We start from the raw sequence: 19,912 nt of genomic DNA, 5'->3' as shown, positions 1-19,912 counted from the left end.
GCGGGCCGCGCACGGATCGCTGCGGGTCCGCGCACGGCCTCGCGCACGATCCTGTCGGTGGTCCGCGCTAACGTCGGTTTCGTGCGATTCGGAGTGCTGGGACCACTCGCCGTGTGGACGACCGCGGGCGAGCCCGTCGTCGTGCCCGAGGCGAAGGTCCGCCTCCTGCTCGCCGGGCTGCTGAGCCGCGACGGCAGGGCGGCGTCGGTGTCGTCGTTGACCGACGATCTGTGGGGCGAGCATCCGCCGGGCAATCCGGGCAACACCCTGCAGACGAAGGTCTCCCAGTTGCGCCGCGCGCTGGATCGCGCCGAGCCCGGCGCGCGGGATCTCGTGACGCACCAACCCGCCGGATACGTCCTCGCCGTCGAGCCGGGCGACCTGGACGTCCATCGGTTCCGCGCGCTCACCGCCCGTGCCCGCGACACCGTCGACCCACGCGCCCGTGCCGCTCTGCTGGCGGACGCGCTGGCCTTGTGGCGAGGGCCCGCGTACGCCGGATTCGAGGACGAGCCGTTCGCCGTCGCCGCCGCGCAGCGGCTGGAGGAGGAGCGGCTGCTCGCCGAAGAGGAGCGGGCCGAGGCCCGGCTGGCGCTCGGCGAGCACGGCGTCCTCACCGGGGAGCTGGCCGGGCTGGTCTCGCGGAATCCGCTGCGGGAGCGGCTCCGGGGGCTGCTGATGCGCGCGTTGTACGCGGCCGGGCGGCACAGCGAAGCCCTCGAAACCTACGCCGAGCTGCGCGCCCGCCTGCGTGACGAATCCGGTCTCGAACCGGGTCCGGAGCTCGCGGCGGTGCACCAGGCGGTCCTCACCCACAGTCCGGACCTCGAGCCGGTCCGCGCCGCCGCGCCGGTGCGCGGGAACCTGCCCGAGGCGGTGACCGAGCTGATCGGCCGGACGACGGCGGTCAAGGAGGTCGGAGCGCTCGTCACCGACGCGCGGCTGGTCACCCTGACCGGGCCTGGCGGTGTGGGCAAGACCAGGCTCGCCATCGAGGCCGCGTCGAAGATCGCGATGGGTGACGGCACCTGGCTCGTCGAGCTATCGGGGCTGGACAACGTCGAGTGCGCGACGTGCCCGCCCGAGGATCACGTCGCCGTCGTCCTGGCGGCCGTGCTGGATCTCCGGGAGGACGCGACGTCGGCCGGATCACTGACCCAGTCGCTGGCCGATGCCTTGCGGGACAAGGAGATCCTGCTCGTCCTGGACAACTGCGAGCAGGTCGTCGAACCGGTCGCCATGCTGGTGGAAAAGCTGCTCGCGACAGCGCCACGGCTGCGTGTGCTCGCCACCAGCCAGGAGCCGCTCGGGTTGCCGGGAGAGAACGTCTGGGCGGTACCACCGCTGGAGCTGCCCGACCTGCCGGATTTCGCCGCCGTGCGGGAGTCGAGTGCCGTCCGGCTGTTCGCCGCCCGTGCCGCGGCGGCCGCGCCGGGGTTCGCGCTCGACGCGGAGAACGCGGCGGTGGTCGCGCGGATCTGCCGCACGCTCGACGGCATCCCGCTGGCACTCGAACTCGCCGCCACCCGGGTCCGGACGCTGGGCGTGCACGAACTCCTCGCCCGCCTCGACGACCGGTTCGCCCTGCTGTCTTCGGGCAGGCGAGGCGGGCCGCGCCGCCAGCAGACGCTCCGGGCGATGATCGACTGGAGCTGGAGCCTGCTGAGCGAGCCCGAACAGATCGTGCTGCGCAGGCTCGCCGTCCATGCCGAGGGCTGCGGCCTCGACGCGGCCGAGTCGGTCTGCGCGGGTGGCGAGATCGCCGCCGGTGACGTGCTGGACCTCGTGTCCCGGCTCGTCGACAGGTCGCTGGTGGTCAGCAGGCCAGGCCGGTCGGGCGAACCGCGGTTCCGGCTGCTGGAGTCCGTGTCCGCGTACGCGTTGGGCCACGCCGAGCAGGCAGGCAAACTCGACGACCTGTACTTGCGGCACGCTCGTTTCCACGTCGAGCTGGCCGAACGCGGGGACACGGGTCTGCGCGGGAAAGAGCAGCGGCGCTGGCTCGACAGGCTGGACGCCGAAGGGGCCAACACCCGTCGCGCGCTGGAAACGCTGCTACGGCAAGGAGAGCATCGGCTCGCGTTGCGGCTGGTGAACGCGACGTCGTGGTTCTGGTACCTCCGCGGACGGCTCACCGAGGCCCGGCGCTCGCTGGACCTCGTGCTCGGCACCGATTCCGGCACCGGAGACGAGTATGCGCAGGCGCTCGCCTGGCGTACCGGGATCGCCGTGCTCGACGGCACCGGAGATGCGGTGGACGAGACCGTGTGGGGTATCGCCGATCCTCTTGTGCGCGCGCGGGCGTTGTGGTTCCTCGGCTATGCGTGGTCCACGGTCGGCGACCTGTGCCGGGCGGAGAAGTTCACGCTGGGCGCACTGGAAACCGCTCGCGACATCGGTGACGACTGGAGCGCCGCCGCCGCGCTGAGCGACCGGGCGGCCCACCTGATCGCCGGCGGCGACCTCACCGGAGGCGGCCGGATCGCCGCACAGAGCGCCGCCATCTTCGACGGGCTCGGCGAACGCTGGGGCTGGTTGCAGGCCTCCTTCGTCATCGGCATGCTGGCCTCGATCGCCGGGGACTACGACCATGCCGCCCGCGTCCATCGGGAAAGTCTTCGCCGTGCGGAGGAACTGGAACTGTGGCCGGAGGTCTCCTACAAACTGTCGTGGCTGGGCCGGACGGCGCTGCTCACTGGCGACTTCGAAAAAGCGACGGAGTTCCACGAGCGAGCCAGGACGCTGGCCGTCGAGTACAGCTTCAAACCCGGTGAGGTCTACGCCGAGACAGGGCTCGCGCTCGGCGCACGGCGCCAGGGGCGGTTCGACGAGGCCGAGCGGCGGCTGCTGTCCATATTGGACTGGCATCGCCGGGTGGAGTCCGAAGCGGGCAGCACCCTGATCCTCGCCGAGCTCGGGTTCATCGCCGAGCAACGCGGAGACGCGGCGTCGGCGAAACGGCTCCACCTGGACGGTCTCGAGATCGCTCGCCACAGCGAGGATCCCCGCGCGATCGCCCTCGGTCTCGAGGGCCTGGCCGGCGCCGAAGCGGCGGCCGGCGCGTATCGCCTGGCCGCACGACTGCTCGGTGCCGCGGCCGCCGCGCGGCGATCGGTGGGCGCTCCCCTGCCGAAAGCCGAACGCGTCGACGTCGACCGGATTACCGGCGTGATCGTCACGGCACTCGGAGAAACCGCATTCTCGGCGGAGAGCGAGGAGGGTGAGACGACGCCGATCGACCAATTGGTGACGGACAGTCAGTGACCACGCACCCGGGTCACCACAATGGACCATGCCTTACTTCACGTCAGCAACAAACAGTGATTCCTTCCTGTCGTCAGAGCGCCGTGACCGGTAGCGTGCGTATCCATGCGGGTGAGGTGGGGGGCTCCCGGCGGGCCCAGGGTGACAATGCCGTGGCGAGCGGCTCCGAAAGCGGCGCTGACCAGTCCCCTGACTTTGATCATCGCCGCGGTGACGGCCTTGCTGGCCTGTTTCCTCGGCACCGCCGCCGTCCTGCAGGCCTCGGCCTCGGGTGGCGCGGCCGTCACGTACCAGTCCGGCATCGTGTGCCCGGACTACTACGGGCCGGTCTTCAGCAAGGACAACGTGCCCGCCGCGGTGGCACCGCAGGTCGTCGAGTCGGTCCGCCGGAACGCCCCGGCGCACGGCTTCCCCGCCCCGGTCACCTCCCGCTACACGCCGTATCTCTTCGGCACCGAGTTCAACGGCGACCCCAACTACAAGGTCGTCCTCGCCCATCGTGACCAGGCGGCGCAGGGCAACCTCGACGTGACGAGCGGGTCCGCGGGCGCCGGTTTCCTGCTGGGCACCGTCGTCGCCGGGGCGGAGAACATCAAGGTCGGGGCCACGCCGAGCATCCAGGGCACCCCGATACCTCCGGTGACCGGGCTGTACCGCGACCTTCCCGACCCAGCACCGCGCTGGTGGTGCTCGCAGCAGCGGAACGCCGTCGTCAGCAGGCTCGCCAACGACCCGCTCGACTCGGTCATGTTCGCCAACGACGGGAAGACCTTCGACGACACCGTCCGCGCGCTGGGCATCCCGATGATCAAGACGCTCCACATGTCGTTCTACGAGGCTCCGCCCAAGACGGTGAGCGAGGCCGAGGACCTGGAGGAACGGGGGAAGGCCCTCATCGCCGCGGTCAAGGCGGATCTGGGGTCCCGCGGCCTCGGTGACGCGATCGTCGGGTCGCTGCCGTTCGAGCGCTCGGTCCAGATCAGCAACCAGGCGGAATCGAACGTCCTGATCTCGATCCTGCCGCTCGCGGCTATCAGCATCCTCGTCGGCTGCGCGGGGATCGGCACGGTCGCGTTGCAGTGGTACCAGCGGCGGCACCCGCAGCTGAGGTTGCTGTCCGCGCGGGGTAGCGGCCCCGGGGCGCTGGGACTGCTGGCGGTCGCCGAACTCGGGCTCCCGATCGTCGCCGGTGGCGCGGCGGGCGCGGTGCTCGCCCGGCTGTTGCTCGGGCTTTACGGGCCACCGGGTGAACTGGACGACGGCGCGACGTTCTGGGGATCGCTCGTCGCGGCCGCGATCCTGCTCGTCTCGCTGGTGCTGCTCGCCGGGGTGATCTCCGTCCGGACCCATCGGGAGTTCGAACTCGGCCGGGTCCGCTCCGGACGGCGCAAGAAGGTGAAGTTCCTGGCCTTCTTCCCGTGGGAACTGCTCACCGCCGGTGTCGCCCTGCTCGGCTGGAACCGGCTCGTCGACTACAGCAAAGGGTCGCGGATCGGCAATCCGCTCCCCCAGGTCGACCCGCTCGCGCTCACGTATCCGGTGTTCGTCGTGCTGACGGTCGGGCTCGTCGCCGCGCGACTGGCCTGGCTCGCCTTGCACGCGTCGCATCGCGCGCGGCTTTGGTCTCGGCCGGCACTGCAGCTGGCCATCCGGCGGCTGGCCAGTGCCCGCGCACCGGTCACCGGTGTGCTTGTGATCGGCACGCTCGCCATCGGAACCCTGGCCACCGGGATCGGCATCGCGCGCGGTCAGGAAGAGGCACTGCAGACGAAGTCGGCCATCTTCGTGGGGGCCGAGACCAGGGTCGACACCGAAAGCGTCGTCGGCACCGGGAAGGTCGCGCTGCCCGCCTCGCTGGACGGCAGCACCACGATCGTCGGCGAGCTGACCGGCACCGGCAACGTCGTACTGGTCGTGGACCCACGGACTTTCCGGCAGGCCGCCACGCTCGGTCCGCTCGACGGCGCCGAGGTCGACCGGTTGATGACCGGCCTGTCGGGCCAGGGCACCGGGGTCCCGGCGATCCGGATCGGGCACGACACCGCCCAGAAGACCAAGCTGCCCGCCGGTCTCGCCGACGCCGAGGCGATCGGCGAGCTGCCGATGTTCCCGATCATCGGCACCAAGGCCGGGTACGTGATCTCGCGGGAATCGCTCACCGAGGCGCAGTTGCGCACCGTGCCCAAGTGGAGCGTGCTCTCCAGCTCGTCGATGACGCAGGTGACCGAGGCGCTGGCTTCCGTGGGGGTGATGACGGCGGTCAACCGCGTCACCCGTGAGTCCGCGCTCGATGCGCTCCCGTTCTACGTGGTGTCGTGGACGTTCTCGTTCATGGCCCTGCTCGGTGCCGTACTCGGCGTGGTGGCCGTGCTGTCGCTGCTGGTCGCGGTGGAAGTCCGGCGACGGCAGAACGCGCTCGCCGGGGCGCTGGTGCTGCGGATGGGGATGCGGCCACGTGCCCTGCTGGCGAGTCATCTGATGGAACTGGGCACCCTCAGCGGGCTGGCCGTGGTCATCGGCGTCGTATGCGGTGTCTCGGTCGCGGGGCTTTCGGTGCCGCGGTTCGATCCGGCGACGTTCCTCCCGCCGCAGTCGGCACTGCCCGACCCGACCCCGCTCGCCCTGACCGTGCTCGCCGTCGGTGTGCTCGTCGTGGCGCTGGCGGGCTGGATCGCGATGCGCTCGGTGCGCACCGCCCGGACCGCGGAGTTGATCCGTGCCTGAGAAACCGATCTTCCGGCTGCGCGGGATCGGCGTCGACTACCAGACGCCGGCGGGCACGGTCACCGGCGTCGAAGACGTCACCTTCGACATCCCGGCGCGCGGGATCACCGTGCTGGCGGGGCCGTCCGGCTCCGGCAAATCCACCCTGCTGCGGACACTGGGTCTCTTCGAACAGCCCGTGCGGGGCACGATCTCGTTCCAGGGCAGCGAAACCGGCAAGCTGCGGCACCGCGACCGGCGGGCGCTGCGGCGGACCCACCTCGGTCTGGTGTTCCAGAACCCGACCGACAACCTGCTCGCGTATCTGAGCGTCGCGGACAATCTCCGCGCGGCGGCGGAATCGGCCGGGACCGAATGCCTGCCCGACGACATCCTCGAACAGCTGGGGCTCGGCGGGACCGGCAGCTGGCGGATCTCCGCGCTGTCGGGCGGGCAGCAGCAACGTCTCGCGTTCGGCTGCACCCTCGCCCGCCGCTCGACCGTCGTCCTCGCCGACGAGCCGACGTCCCAATTGGACGAAGGCTCCGCCGACCGGGTGCTCGACACCCTGAAGTACCTGGCGGATCAGGATTTCGCCGTCATCGTCGCCTCGCACGACGACCGGCTCATCGAACTCGGCAGCCGCGTCGCGCGGATGCACAAGGGCAGACTGGAAGAAGTCGAAGAACGGGAGGTCGTGCCGTGATGGCGGAACCCGCCCTCGAGGCCGTCGGGTTGCGCCGCCGGTTCCCCCATCCCAGCGGGGACGTCGAAGTCCTGCGCGGGCTCGAACTGCGCGTGGCCGCGGGCGAACTGGTCACCGTGTCCGGCCGGTCGGGTTCCGGCAAGAGCGCGCTGCTGGCGCTGCTGTGCGGTTTCGACTCGCCCGATTCCGGCAGTGTCCTGCTGGACGGCGTCCCGATAGCGGGCGCGCCGCCGTGGCACACCTGCGCCGTCCTGCCGCAGGCGCTCGGCCTCGCGAACGAACTGACCATCGCGGAGAACGTGGCGCTGCCGCTGCGGCTCCGGTCCGACGTCCCCAAGCCCAGCGCGAAGGACATCCACACGCGGGTTTCGGATCTGCTGGAGGAACTCGGGATCGGTGATCTCGGGGACCGCTACCCGCTCGAGGTCTCGTTCGGGCAGCAGCAACGGGTCGCGCTCGCCAGGGCGGTCAGCGGGCGGCCCCGGGTCCTGCTCACCGACGAGCCAACCGCGCACCTGGACGCCGGGAGCACGCCGCGGGTGCTTCGGCTTTTGCGGCGCTGCGCCGAAGAGGGCGCGGCGGTCATCGTCGCGACACACGACGACGAGGTGCACCGGATCGCGGACCGGCGGGTACGGCTGCTGGACGGCGTCCTTTCCTGACTCGTGAGTGGTAAGGCAACTCAGGGAGCGACCGGCCCCGCCTTGCCGTACAGCCCGTTCCCCGCCCAGTTCACAAGATCGTGCGAGGGCCGCGCAGGCGGGACAGGAACGAAGTTCGCCGCGTCGTCCACGCTTCCGGTGCCGTCGTACTTCGCCTGCAGCGGGTACGGGAACACCGGCCGCGTGCGGAAGACCTTGCCGTCGGCGTCGCGGCCGGTGGCGATCGTCCGGTCCGGCGCGGTGCCGCGCTCGACCCAGGAGACGAGTTCCTTCAGCGGGTCGTATTCGGTCAGCTTGTCGCCGGTCGCGCAGTGGTACAGGCCGGGCACCATGAACAGTCGCGCCCAGTCCCGCGTCGCGGCGGAGCCGCCGTTGGCGCGGGTGAGCCGTTCGTAGTAGTCGATGCTGCCCGCGGCGGGGATCGCCTGGTCCGCCCAGCCGTGCCAGATCACGAGTTTCCCGCCAGCGCGCCGGAATTCGCGCAGATCCGGCGCCATCGCGTTGGAGCGGACGCCTTCCGGGGTCAGCCTGTCGAATTCACGGGCGGTGAAGCCGAACTTCTCGACCGACGAATGCGGTGTCCCGATCGGGTAAGCCATGTACTTCAGGTAGTTGTCGGCGAGCGCGTGCGCGAACGGGATTCCACCGGTTTCCGGCGACGGGATGATCCAGCCGTACCAGGAGAGTTCGGAGCCGACGGTCTGGCCGCCCGGGTACAATTTGCGGCCGCGTTCGTCGGTCGGCGGCGCGTAGATCTTCTTGGTGGCTTCGACCTGCGCTGTGGTGAGGCAGCCCGCGTTGTCGGTGCCCGGCGGGCAGGCGATCGTCGCCGGGTCGAAGCGGCAGGTGCGCGGATCGTCGATGGCGCCGTCGCCGAGCCCGTCGGACTTGTCGCAAGTGGACAGTGCGGCGGCGTGCAGGGCCGGCAGTTTGTCCTCGGTCAGGATCGGCTTGCCGTCGGCGCCGGTGTTCACCTTGGCGAGCCAGGTCTGGTAGACGCCGAGCAGCGGCCCCCAGTATCCGGCCGGCGCGCCGGCGACGATGCCGTCGAAGTCGTGGGGATAGCGCTGTGCGAGCAGAAGCGCCTCGCGACCGCCGTCGGAGCAACCGCTGAAGTACGACTTCTTCGGCGGAGCGCCGTAGAAGTGCGTGATCAGGCGCTTGGAGGCCTTCGAGACCACGTGCGGCGCGCGGAAGGCGAAGTCGTTGCGCGCGGCCTGATCGTTTTCGGCCCACTTGCCGTCGTCGACGATGGCCGGGGTCTTGCCGACGTGCCCGTCGTCGGTGGCCGCGACGGCGACGTCACCGCCGTGCGGGAGGCCGCAGTCGGCGAACGGCGGCGTGGTGACCACCCCGCAGAAGCCGCCGCAGCCGAACTGCAGGTACCGCCCCGCGTAGGTCTTGGTCGGCAGCCGCAGCTGGAACCGTACCGCCGGTTCGACGTAGCCGCGGACGTCGCAGTTCTCGGGTTCGGTCGCCGTCGCAGGCACCACGGTCGCGGTTTCGACGTGCGTGACCGCGCCGGGGACGTCATAGGTCCGCACCAGGTCGGCGCAGGTTCGCACCGGGCGGAAGGTCGTTTCGCCGGCTGTGGCCGCCGGTGCCGTGAGTATCGAGCCTGCCGTGACGAGCGCTGCCACGCCGAGCATGGACAACCGCCGCATGTCCCCACCCCAGTTTCCCGGATCGGCTTCAGTCGTGTCTTCACCCTGGCCCCGGCCCCGCCGGTTGTCCACCAGGTTTCCGGGCATCCGGGTTGTCCAGTTCGGGCCAGGTTTGTCCGAGTGTCTTGACATCGATGTCACAACCGAGTTTTTCTCTCTTGGCGTCACCGGTCCCCCTGCGAGAAAGCATTGGTGCAACGATGCCCCGAAGCGTCAGACCCTGGGTCTGCAGCCTTCTGAGTGCCACGGTCGTGGCGTCCGGGCTGGTAGCCCTCCCCGCCACCGCCGCGGCCGAAGAGGCCCCACCGGATTTCTACTCGTCCTTCGAGCAAGGTGAACCGCAGCCGACGTGGAGCGACACCGTCGACGTCGACCCGTCCGGCAAGCCGAAGGCCTTCGGTGTCGACGGCGCGAACGCCACCACCATCCCCGGTGACATCCGCGGCAAGGTCACCGAGGTCTCCGCCAACAGCGAGAACACCCCGAACGAGGGCGTGGCGAACCTGGTCGACGGGTCGACCGACACCAAGTGGCTGGCCTGGACCCCGACCGGCTGGGCGCAGGTCACGCTGTCCGAGCCGACGTCGATCACCCGGTACGCGTTGTCCTCGGCGAACGACTTCGACAACCGCAACCCGCAGGACTGGACGCTGAAGGGCTCCACCGACGGCCAGTCCTGGACCGATCTGGACAGGCAGACCGGGCAGAAGTTCAGCGAGCCGTTCCAGAAGAAGGAGTACCGCCTCGCCGCCGCGAGCGCCGCGTACAAGTTCTTCCGGCTCGAGATCACCAAGAACAACGGTGGCCCGATCCTGCAGCTCTCAGAGCTGCTGCTGGCCAACGAGGACCCGGCCCCGCCGGCGTTGCCGAACATGCGCAGCTTCACCGACAGCGGCCCGGGCAGCGGTTACACCAGCAAGAACCGGGTCGGGTTCACCGGCCTGCGCGCGTTCCGCTACTCCGGCAGCCACAAGGCGCAGGGGCACGGCTGGTCGTACAACAAGATCTTCGACGTCGACATCCCGGTGGCGGCGACCTCGGAGCTGTCGTACAAGGTGCAGCCGGAGTTCATCCGCGGCGACCTCAAGTACCCGAGCACGAACGTCGCGGTGGACCTGGCGTTCACCGACGGCACCTACCTGAGCCAGCTCGGCGCGGTCGACCAGTACGGTTTCGGGCTCTCCCCGCAGGGCCAGGGCGCGAGCAAGGTGCTCTACACCAACCAGTGGAACCTGGTGCGCTCGCAGATCGGCGTGGTCGCCAAGGGCAAGACGGTCGACCGGATCCTGGTCGGCTACGACAACGCGGACGGCCCGGGTTCGCTGCAGGGCTGGCTGGACGACATCAAGGTCTCGGCGACGCCGACGCCGCCGGCGAGCCTTCGCCCGTCCGACAACGTGCTGACCACGCGCGGATCGCTGTCGAACGGGTCGTTCTCGCGTGGCAACAACATGCCCGCGACCGCGGTCCCGCACGGGTTCAACTTCTGGATCCCGACGACCGACGCGGGCACGTTGAGCTGGATGTACTCCTACCACTCGCGCAACAACGAGCAGAACCTCCCGGCGCTGCAGGCGTTCTCCGCGAGCCACGCGCCGAGCCCGTGGATGGCGGACCGGCAGACCTTCCAGTTCCTGCCCTCGACCGCGTCCGGCGTGCCGAATCCGGACCGTGAGGCGCGGAAGCTCCCGTTCAAGCACTCCAACGAGACCGCGCGGGCGCACTACTACGGTGTCGACTTCGAGAACGGGATCAAGGCCGAGGTCGCGCCGACCGATCACGCGGCGCTGTACCGCTTCAAGTTCCCCGGGGCGGACTCGAACCTGATCTTCGACAACGTCAACAACAACGGCGGGCTGACCCTCGACCCGGCGGGCCGGTCCATCACCGGGTACAGCGACGTGAAGAGCGGGCTGTCGGCCGGTGCGACCCGGATGTTCGTCTACGCGACCTTCGACAAGCCGGTGACCGCCGGTTCGAAGCTGTCGACCGGTTCGGGTGACCAGAAGCGGGACAACGTCCTCGGCTACCTGAAGTTCGACGCGGGTGCCGACAAGACGGTGAACATGCGGATCGCGACCTCGCTGATCAGCGTGGACCAGGCGAAGAAGAACATGGAGCAGGAGCTCGCCCCGAACGCGACGCTCGAATCCGTCGCCGACGCCGCGCAGAACGCGTGGGACGAGAAGCTCAAGGTCATCGAGGTCGAAGGTGCCTCGAAGGACCAGCTGATCACGCTTTACTCCAACCTGTACCGCCTGTTCCTGTACCCGAACTCGGGTTTCGAGAACGTCGGCACCGTCGAGAAGCCGGTGAAGAGGTACGCGAGCCCGGTGTCGCCCAAGGCCGGTCAGGACACGCCGACGCAGACCGGGGCGAAACTGGTCGACGGCGAGTTCTACGTCAACAACGGGTTCTGGGACACCTATCGCACGGTGTGGTCGGCGTATTCGCTGCTGAGCCCGGACACCGCGGGCAGGCTCGTCGACGGTTTCGTGCAGCAGTACCGTGACGGCGGCTGGATCTCGCGCTGGTCCTCCCCCGGATACGCGGACCTGATGACCGGGACCAGTTCGGACGCCGCGTTCGCGGACGCCTATCTCAAGGGGGTCAAGGGTTTCGACGTCCAGTCGGCCTACGACTCGGCGATCAAGAACGCCACGGTGACCCCGCCGAACGGCGCGGTCGGCCGCAAGGGCATCGACGAGGGCACGTTCCTCGGGTACGCGCCGAACACCGCGGACCACGGGTTCTCGTGGGCGATCGAGGGTTACGTCAACGACAACGCGATCGCGAACATGTCGAAGAAGCTCCACGACGAGGCTCCGGCGAACGATCCGCGCAAACAGGAGTACCTGGACAACTACGGGTACTTCACCGAGCGGGCCACCCAGTACGTGAACGTGTTCGATCCGAGTGTCGGCTTCTTCCAGGGGCGTGACGCGGCGGGCAAGTTCACCCGGAGCAAGGAGGAGTTCGACCCGGAGGTCTGGGGTATCGACTACACCGAGACCAACGCCTACGGCATGCGGTTCTCGGTCCCGCAGGACGGACAGGGCCTGGCGAACCTCTTCGGCGGCAAGGCGGGGCTGGCGTCCAAATTGGACGAGTTCTTCGCCAAGCCGGAGCAGGGGCTCAAGTTCGGCACCTACCCCGGGGTCATCCACGAGATGACCGAGGCGCGGGACGTGCGGATGGGCATGTACGCGCATTCGAACCAGGCCGCGCATCACACGCTCTACATGTACGACTACGCGGGTCAGCCGTCGAAGACGCAGGCGAAGGTCCGCGAGGCGCTGGCCAGGTTGTACGTCGGCAGTGAGCTCGGCCAGGGCTACGGCGGTGACGAGGACAACGGCGAGCAGTCGGCCTGGTGGCTGTTCGGCATGCTGGGCTTCTACCCGCTGCAGGTCGGCAGCTCGGACTACGCGATCGGCTCGCCGCTGTTCACCAAGGCGACCGTGAACCTGCCGGGTGGCAAGAAGATCGTGGTCAACGCGCCGAAGAACAGCGCGAAGAACGTCTACGTGCAGGGTCTGAAGGTCAACGGCAAGGCGCAGACCTCGACGTCGCTGCCGCATTCGGCGATTGCGAACGGCGGGACGCTCGACTTCGACATGGGCCCGAACCCGTCGTCGTGGGGCACCGGCCCGGACGACGCGCCGAAGTCGATCACCAAGGGCGACGCGGTGCCGACCCCGGTGCACGACCTGACCAAGCCGGTCTCCGGCGGGGACGCCGCGTTCTTCGACAACACGTCGCGGACCGAGGCGAAGGTCAAGGCGCCGATCCAGTACCAGGTGCCCTCGACGAACGAGGCGGGTTCGTTCTACACGCTGACTTCGGGCAAGGGCGCGGGTGACGCGAAGAGCTGGGTGCTGAAGGGTTCCTACGACGGGAAGACGTGGGCGGTCGCGGATCAGCGGACCGACCAGACGTTCCAGTGGCGTCAGCAGACCAGGGCGTTCAAGATCGCGAATCCGGCGCACTACGCCTACTACCGGCTCGAGGTCACCGCGACCACGGGTGGCGAGGCGTCGCTGTCGGAGTTCGAGGTGCTGGGCAAGCCCGACGCGGCATGCACGGAGACGATCACCGGCGAGCGTAAGGGTCCGCTGACCGTGCGGAACGGGGTGACCTGTGTGGACGGTGCGACGATCTCCGGCCCGGTGTCGGTGTCGGCGGGGGCGAGCCTGATCGTTCGCGGCGGCTCGATCTCCGGTCCGCTGACGGCGAACGGCGCGGCGCAGGTCGTGCTGGACCGGACGAAGGTGGGCGGCCCGGTGGCGATCACCGGGACGACCGGGACGGTCTCGATCGAGCTGACCGAGATCGGCGGGCCGGTGGCGTTGACGGGCAACAAGGGGCCGGTGCTGACTGCCAGCACGATCGGCGGACCTCTGGCGTGCGCGGCCAACTCCCCCGCTCCGACGGACTACGACCTGCAGAACACCGTCCGCGGCCCGGCCGCCGGGCAGTGCGCGAAGCTGTAGTCCTCCGGTAAGTACGTGAAGGCCCCCTTCCCTCGGCTGAGCCGAGGGAAGGGGGCCTTCACGCGCTTCGGGCACGCAGGATGCCGAAGCCGACCAGCGCCGCGGAGAGCAGGGTGAGCGCGAGACTGGCGGAGGTGACCGCCTTCGGGAAGTCGGGAGACTGCCGAGCCGCAGTCAAGGCGCCGGGGAAGACCAGCGCGAGGATGGTGCCGCTGAGCGCCATACCGATCCCAGTCGTGACCTCGCTGGCGGTGTCGACGAGCGCGGCTCCGATGGTGGTCCGATTCGCGGGCAGGCCGCGCATGACGTTGGTGCCCGCCACGACACCGACCACGCGCATCCCCGCCGCGACGAGGGCGAGCGCGACGGCGATCCAGACGTAGCCGAGCCCGCCGAACACGGTATAGACCGCGAGTCCGCACACCACCGCGGCGGCGCTGAGCCAGGCGGCCTTGGTGAGGCCGAGGCGGGTGATCAGCGGGCCGATGAGGGCGCCGCCGGCGATGAGGACGACGACCTGGGGCAGCATCCCCAGCGCGGCTTGCGCGGGTGCCCAGCCGAGACCGAACTGGAGTTGCAGGGTCACGAGGTACCCGAGCCCGGCGGTCGCCAGCCCCGCCGCGGCCTTGAGTGCCAGGCCGCTGGACACGAGCGGGCGCGCGATCAGTTTCAGGTCGAGCAGGGGGTGCCGGGCGGTCTTCTCGCGGACGACGAAGCAGGTTGCGGCGGCGAGCGCGGCCACGGTGGCGCCCCAGGGCAGAGCCGATGCCGTGCCCGCTTCGACGAAGAGCGTCGGGGCGAGCAGCGCGAGGACGATCGTCGCGGTTCCTAACACCGCACCGGCGATGTCGATCGGATCGCGGTGCAGGCCGGCGGGATCGTCGGCGGGGATACCGGCCCGGATACCGATGAACGCCAGCGCGGCGACCGGCACGTTGACCAGCAGGAGCGCCTGCCACGGCGCGACGGTGAGCGCGAGCCCGCCGGCGGTGGGGCCGACGGCGAGGCCGATCAGGCCCACGGTCGAGATCAGTGTGGTCGCGCGGACACGCAGTACGTCCTCATCGAACAGGCGGAACGCGAGGGCGAGCGAACCCGGGGTGGTCATCGCGGCCGCGACACCCATGAGCGCCCGGACGGCGATGAGCTGCCACGCGGCGGTGACGAGCAACGTGGCCAGGCTCGCCATGCCGAGCAGGACGAGGCCGGTGAGCATGATCTTGCGCCTGCCGACCCGGTCGGCCAGCGCGCCGAAAGCCAGCATCAGGCCGCCGAACACGACGGAATACGCGCCGGTCACCCATTGCAGGGTGGTCGTCGAGGCGGAGAGCTCACGGCCGATGGTCGGCAACGCGACGTTGAGGATCGAGTTGTCGAGCATTTCGACCAGGAACACGGCCGAAAGCCCGGCCAGCGCGGGCCATGCTTCGCGCAGGGAATGGTTTTGAACAGGAGAACGCAAAGGTCGACTCCTTCGAAGTGAAGGAGTGACGGTTCGTTCGATACCGCGTATGCGCGTGCCCAGTCGAGGAGAGCACGTTTCTACCCCGATGCCTCGATCCTACTGCACTCGTGATCAGAAGGACGACTCCTGTGATCAGGTGGACGACACGCGTGATTGGACGGACGACACGGCTTGTCGTCCGCCGTCGAGTGTCGCGAAAGCCACTTTCGGGACATCAGACGTCGCGATAGTGGCTTTCGCGACAGCACTTCCGATCGGTCTGCCGATCGTGGCAGGTCAGGCGGAAGCGCCCCGCACCGCCAGTTTCTGCACGTCCAGGTACAGGCACCCGGCCGTCGTGGGCTGCGGCGAACAGGTCCTGTCCGGATAGAACGACAGCTGGTTGGACGAAACGGTCAGCCGCACGAACCGCACGCCGGTCGCGCTGCCCGGCGCGAGCTGGAGCGCGGTGAGCTTGTTCAGATCGGCGGGCTTGAAGTCACCGGTGCCCGCCTTCACCCACGTCGTGCCGTCCACCGAGGTTTCGACGGTGACGTCCTTGGCCGCGGCGGGCGGGTCGTCACCGCAGACGTTGGCCGGGTCGATCTCGATGGCACTGACGTCGACCGGTTTGCCGAGTTTGATCGTGACGAACCGCGACTCGACCGTGCCGTCGGGGCGGACGACCCTGTCGGTCGACCAGCCGCCCCCGCCGAGCACCGACGAGGCCAGCAGATCGCCGGGACCGCAGCCGTACTGGGTGAAGTCCTCGCCGTTGAACGCGGCGACGCCCGCCCCGGCTCCGCTGGAGGCCCAGTTGAACCGCAGCGACCAGTCGACCTTGGTGGTCCCCGACCGCACCGAGACCGCGCGGATCTCGCCGTCCGCGCCACCTCCGTGCGCGTAGACCTTCGGATAGGTGCCGGGGAGCACGCCGGGGATGGTGTAGACGCCGGCCGCGTCGGTGACCGCGGACAGCGATCCGGCGAACCCGGAGTCGTGCCCGCTGAACCGCACGGCGACACCCGCGATCGGCGCCCCGCCCTCGCGGTCGGTGACCTTGCCGGTCACGGTCCCGGTCGGCGTGCCCGCGGGCGGCGGCGTGGAGAAGTCCTCGGCCGGTGCGGTGTCGGCGCCGGTGATCGACCCGGCGAAGTAGCCCATGCCGCGTGCCGCGAACGCCTTCCAGAGTTTCGCGTGCGCACGGCCGCCGTTGATCACCGTGTCGGCCTGCAGGATCGAGTTCCGCATGTCCAGGAAGGACGGCGACGCGGGCGAAAGCTCCATCGCGCGGGTGACCAGCGCCCGCGTCAGCTGCACACCGAGCGCCGAGCGGATGTCCCACAGCGCGCTCGCCCAGATCTCGCCGTCGGCGTGGACCTCCGGGAAGCCGATGATCCGGCCGAGGTCGCCGTAGGTGTAGCCACCGGGGCCTGCCCCTGGCGTGCCGGGGCACTGCGGCGCGCCGGCGCCGACCGGGCAGTCCAGCGGCTGGGTGCGGGCGAGGGGGACACCGTTGCTGACGTAGTCGCCGCCGAGGAGTTCGCCGGGAGCCGAGGTGTCCTTGACCGCGTTCCGCCCGACGAGGTAATCGAAGGCGTACCAGTCGCTCCACGCCTCGCCCATCGCGCCGGACTGGAAGGAGTTGAGCGTGGAGTTGCCCTGCGCGTCGACGACGAGCCGGTTGGACAGGCCGTGGCCGTATTCGTGGTGGATGATCGTGGCGTCGTCGGCGGAGTTCGCGGCGAGGAACGGGTCGTCGGGATTCCTGGGGTCGTGGAACAGGAACATCCCCATCGTCGGCGGCTGCCCGTCGGGCGGGGTGCCCATGAACGCGTTGTCGTAGTAGCCCGGTTCCTGCGCGCCGAGCAGGGTGTGGACCTGGACGGCGTCGCCGTCGACCTTCTCGAAGTTGCCCGCCTGCCGGGTGAAGCCGATCGGGAAGGAGGCGAGGTGGTCGTGGAAGCTCCCGACGTAGGCCAGTGCCTGAACGGCGTTCTGTTCGCGGTTCTTCGCCCACGAGCCCGGGGTCTTCGGGTCCCAGGAGCACGGTCTCGCCGCCGAGCAAGGCGGGCCGACGACGGCGGTGAAGTCGGTGAACTTGTACCGGAAGGTGCCGTCGGTGTTCCGGCCGATCTCTTCCTGCGGCTGGAATTTCAGGTCGCCGTTGACGTCGGCGGCGACATGCGCGACGTTGCCGTCGAGGGTCTTGGCGTCGGCGGGCAGCCAGCCCTTCCGGCTCAGGTCGACCTGCTTCTGCGGGCCTGGCTGGGCTTCCCAGGCGAGCCCCTTGGCGCCGGCGGCGTCGTCGTTGGCGTGGTTCACCAGGTTCTTGCGGTAGAGCAGCTTGCCGGTGCCGGCGTCGGTCACCTCCTGGAACATCTTGTCCACGGCGGGTTTGGTCAGCGTGTACCAGGCGGGGCGGAGCCCGTCGCCGGTCAGGAACGCGACCTGCTTGGAGTCCGGGGCCGGGGCGGCCAACGTCGTCGCGCCCAGCGAGGCGGGAAGATCGCGCACGGGCGCGCCGTCCAGCTGGATCAGCCTGCCGTCCTTGGTGACGTGCGCCTTCAACCCGTTGCCGAACACGGGGATCCCGCCGACGGACTGGGTGAAGGAGAGATGGTGTGTGCCTTCGACGTCGACGTAGTCCTTGCGCAGGTTCAGTTTCGCGGTGTCGCCGGCGCTGAGACCGACGAGTCCTTCCTTTTCCCGCAGGTAGTTCAGCACGATGTCGCGGGGTGACGCGCCGCTCGGTCCGGTGAGGAACCCGTCGGTGCGGGCCAGGACGCGGGGTGTGCCGGTCAGCTCGTCGAAGTCGAGCAGGGCCTGGTGTCCCAGTTCCGCCCGTGCCTTCGTGACGGACGTCGCGCGGGACGCCGTGAGCCGGTCCCGCGCGGCGAGGACGCGCGGGCTGGTTCTCGCCGTGTCGCGGACATCGACGTCCTTCCCGGATCTGTCCGGCGTGGTGTGCACCGCGCCCGGTGCCGGTGCCGCGCCGGCTTCGGGCGCTGTGACCAGCGCTAACACTGTGATGGCGGTCGCGGCGCACAACGAGGCACGCGAACGCGACGAACGTGACGTCACTCCAGACCCCTCTCTCGGTGGTGACGCAGACGTTCCATTCGTACCGATACAGTCACGGTGGCATCAGCGCCGATCAGGTACGGCGATCCCGGTGAGCGGTACCCTCGCCGAAGGGGTGTCCACAGTGGATTGAGCGGGATTCGTAGGGGAAAATGGACGGCGCGACGGAATTCGAGCGGCTGCGGCCCGTCATGTTCGGGCTCGCGTACCGCCTGCTCGGATCGGCCGTGGAGGCGGAGGACGTCGTTCAGGACGCCTACCCGAAGTGGGCGGGCGCCGTACACGGGTCGATCGCGTCGCCGCGGGCGTGGCTGGCGAAGGTGGTCACTAATCTCTGCCTGAACCGGCTGACCTCGGCCAGGGCACAGCGGGAGCGGTATGTCGGGCCGTGGCTGCCCGAACCGGTCCTGACCTCGGACGACGTGCTCGGTCCGCTGGAGACGGCGGAGCAGCGGGATACGGTGTCGCTGGCGATGCTGGTGTTGCTGGAGCAGCTCAGCCCGGTCGAGCGGGCGGTGTTCGTGCTGAAGGAGGCCTTCGCCTACAGCCATCGTGAGATCGCCGCGATCCTCGACGTCTCCGAGGTCAACTCGCGCCAGCTGCACAGCCGCGCGCGAAAGGCGCTTGACCGCTCGCCTGAGCGACGGGTTTCGAACCCGCGGCAGCTCGAAAAGCTGGTCGAGAGCTTCCTGTCGGCGGCGCGGGACGGCGATCTGCCCGCTTTGGAGAGTCTGCTGACCGCCGACGTCACAGCGTGGTCGGACGGCGGCGGCAAGGCCACCGCGGCCCGGCGTCCGGTGCACGGCGCGGCGAAGGTCGCGCGGCTGTACGCCGGGATGTTCGCCGGTGTCGGGCAGGTGTCGATCGGGATCCTCGAGGTCAACGGCGAACCCGCGGTGGTCGCGAGGGCCGGTGACGTCCTTTTCGGCATCCTCGGGTTCGAGGTGGTCGACGGGCGGATCCGCGGCCTCCGCGCGGTCGCGAATCCGGAGAAGCTCGCGTTCCTTTCGGGACAGCTGTCACGTTCCGGGTGGCCCGCCGGTTCTGGAGGGTGGAAGCTCTCGTGAACGGAGGACCAAGGTGACGAACCCGATTCTGGTGACCGGCGGTACCGGCGATCTCGGCCGCGAGGTGGTGCGGCGGCTGGTGGCCGGAGGCAGGCCGGTCCGGATCATGAGCAGGCGGCCACGTCCCGCCGATGAGCCGAACGAATGGGCGCGGTGTGATCTGAAGACCGGTGACGGTCTCGCCGAAGCGGTCGACGGTGTCTCGGCGATCGTCCATTGCGCGTCGACGCTGGGGCGCGGGGACGAGCAGGTGACGCGGAACCTGGTCGAGGCGGCGAAGCGGGCGGGCGGTCCGCATCTGGTGTACATCTCGATCGTCGGCATCGACGTGATCCGGTTCTTCTACTACGACGAGAAGCTGGCCTGCGAGAAGGTGATCGAGGAGTCCGGTCTGCCGTGGACGGTGCTGCGCGCGACCCAGTTCCACGACCTGGCCGCGCGGATGTCGTCGGCGCAGCGGCGGCTGCCGGTGACGATCGTGCCGTCGGGATTCCGGTTCCAGCCGGTCAGCACCGGCGACGTCGCGGACAGGCTGGCCGCGCTGGTGTCGGCTCCGCCGTCGGGGCGGGCGCCGGACCTGGGTGGCCCCGAGGTGCGGAGCGCCCGTGACCTGGCGGAGGCGTATCAGCGGTCGGCCGGGCGCCGGAAGCCGATCGTGTCGTTGTGGCTGCCGGGCAAGGCGGCCAGGGCGTTCCGGGCGGGCGGCAACCTGACGCCGGAGAACGCGACCGGCGCAGGCACCTTCGAGGAGTTCCTTTCCTCACGCGTTTAGTCCTCTCGATGCGGCACACCGAGCCGCGCTCACGCGTCCGAGTTACGGTGGCC

Annotated in this window: 10 protein-coding genes; 7 read left to right on the top strand and 3 right to left on the bottom strand. The window is 69.6% G+C overall.

The window, feature by feature from the left end:
* Nucleotides 1–81: 81 nt before the first annotated feature.
* From NQK81_RS00440 to NQK81_RS00425, 4 genes are all read left to right on the top strand, one after another.
* Complete coding sequence (locus tag NQK81_RS00440) at nt 82–3,264, top strand: AfsR/SARP family transcriptional regulator (RefSeq protein WP_257486497.1); 3,183 nt, start codon at nt 82–84, stop codon at nt 3,262–3,264.
* Nucleotides 3,265–3,411: 147 nt separating this feature from the next.
* Nucleotides 3,412–5,988, top strand: coding sequence for an FtsX-like permease family protein (locus NQK81_RS00435; RefSeq protein WP_257486496.1), 2,577 nt, complete (start codon nt 3,412–3,414; stop codon nt 5,986–5,988).
* Nucleotides 5,981–6,673: an ABC transporter ATP-binding protein gene (locus NQK81_RS00430; RefSeq protein ID WP_126733096.1), complete on the top strand. Its 693-nt coding sequence runs from the start codon at nt 5,981–5,983 to the stop codon at nt 6,671–6,673. Before NQK81_RS00435 ends, NQK81_RS00430 begins: the two co-directional genes overlap by 8 nt.
* On the top strand, nt 6,673–7,335 hold the full coding sequence (locus NQK81_RS00425) for an ABC transporter ATP-binding protein (protein WP_125677525.1): 663 nt from the start codon (nt 6,673–6,675) through the stop codon (nt 7,333–7,335). Before NQK81_RS00430 ends, NQK81_RS00425 begins: the two co-directional genes overlap by 1 nt.
* Before the next feature lie 20 nt (nt 7,336–7,355).
* Here NQK81_RS00425 and NQK81_RS00420 read toward each other — a convergent pair whose 3' ends face one another.
* Nucleotides 7,356–8,999, bottom strand: coding sequence for a tannase/feruloyl esterase family alpha/beta hydrolase (locus tag NQK81_RS00420; protein WP_257486495.1), 1,644 nt, complete (start codon nt 8,997–8,999; stop codon nt 7,356–7,358).
* 200 nt (nt 9,000–9,199) lie between these two features.
* Here NQK81_RS00420 and NQK81_RS00415 point away from each other — a divergent pair, with 200 nt between their 5' ends.
* Entirely contained in the window at nt 9,200–13,492 is a 4,293-nt protein-coding gene (locus NQK81_RS00415) for a GH92 family glycosyl hydrolase (protein ID WP_257486494.1), read from the top strand.
* 58 nt (nt 13,493–13,550) lie between these two features.
* Here the strand turns inward: NQK81_RS00415 and NQK81_RS00410 are convergent, their stop codons facing one another.
* Together NQK81_RS00410 and NQK81_RS00405 are read right to left on the bottom strand one after the other, a co-directional pair.
* Entirely contained in the window at nt 13,551–14,954 is a 1,404-nt protein-coding gene (locus tag NQK81_RS00410) for an MFS transporter (RefSeq protein ID WP_257486493.1), read from the bottom strand.
* A 279-nt stretch (nt 14,955–15,233) separates the two neighbouring features.
* Nucleotides 15,234–18,020 (bottom strand): M36 family metallopeptidase, encoded by a 2,787-nt coding sequence (locus NQK81_RS00405; RefSeq protein ID WP_257486492.1) that lies wholly within the window; start codon nt 18,018–18,020, stop codon nt 15,234–15,236.
* A gap of 152 nt (nt 18,021–18,172) precedes the next feature.
* Here NQK81_RS00405 and NQK81_RS00400 point away from each other — a divergent pair, with 152 nt between their 5' ends.
* Together NQK81_RS00400 and NQK81_RS00395 are read left to right on the top strand one after the other, a co-directional pair.
* The gene (locus tag NQK81_RS00400) at nt 18,173–19,087 is read left to right on the top strand and encodes an RNA polymerase sigma-70 factor (protein ID WP_257486491.1); all 915 of its coding nucleotides are present in this window, start codon (nt 18,173–18,175) and stop codon (nt 19,085–19,087) included.
* Between the two features lie 13 nt (nt 19,088–19,100).
* Entirely contained in the window at nt 19,101–19,859 is a 759-nt protein-coding gene (locus tag NQK81_RS00395) for an SDR family oxidoreductase (protein ID WP_257486490.1), read from the top strand.
* The last annotated feature ends 53 nt before the right edge of the window (nt 19,860–19,912 follow it).

It is taken from the genome of Amycolatopsis roodepoortensis (assembly GCF_024628825.1).
GTDB classification, from domain to species: Bacteria; Actinomycetota; Actinomycetes; order Mycobacteriales; family Pseudonocardiaceae; genus Amycolatopsis; species Amycolatopsis roodepoortensis.
This window is presented reverse-complemented; position numbering and strand designations above follow the sequence as displayed.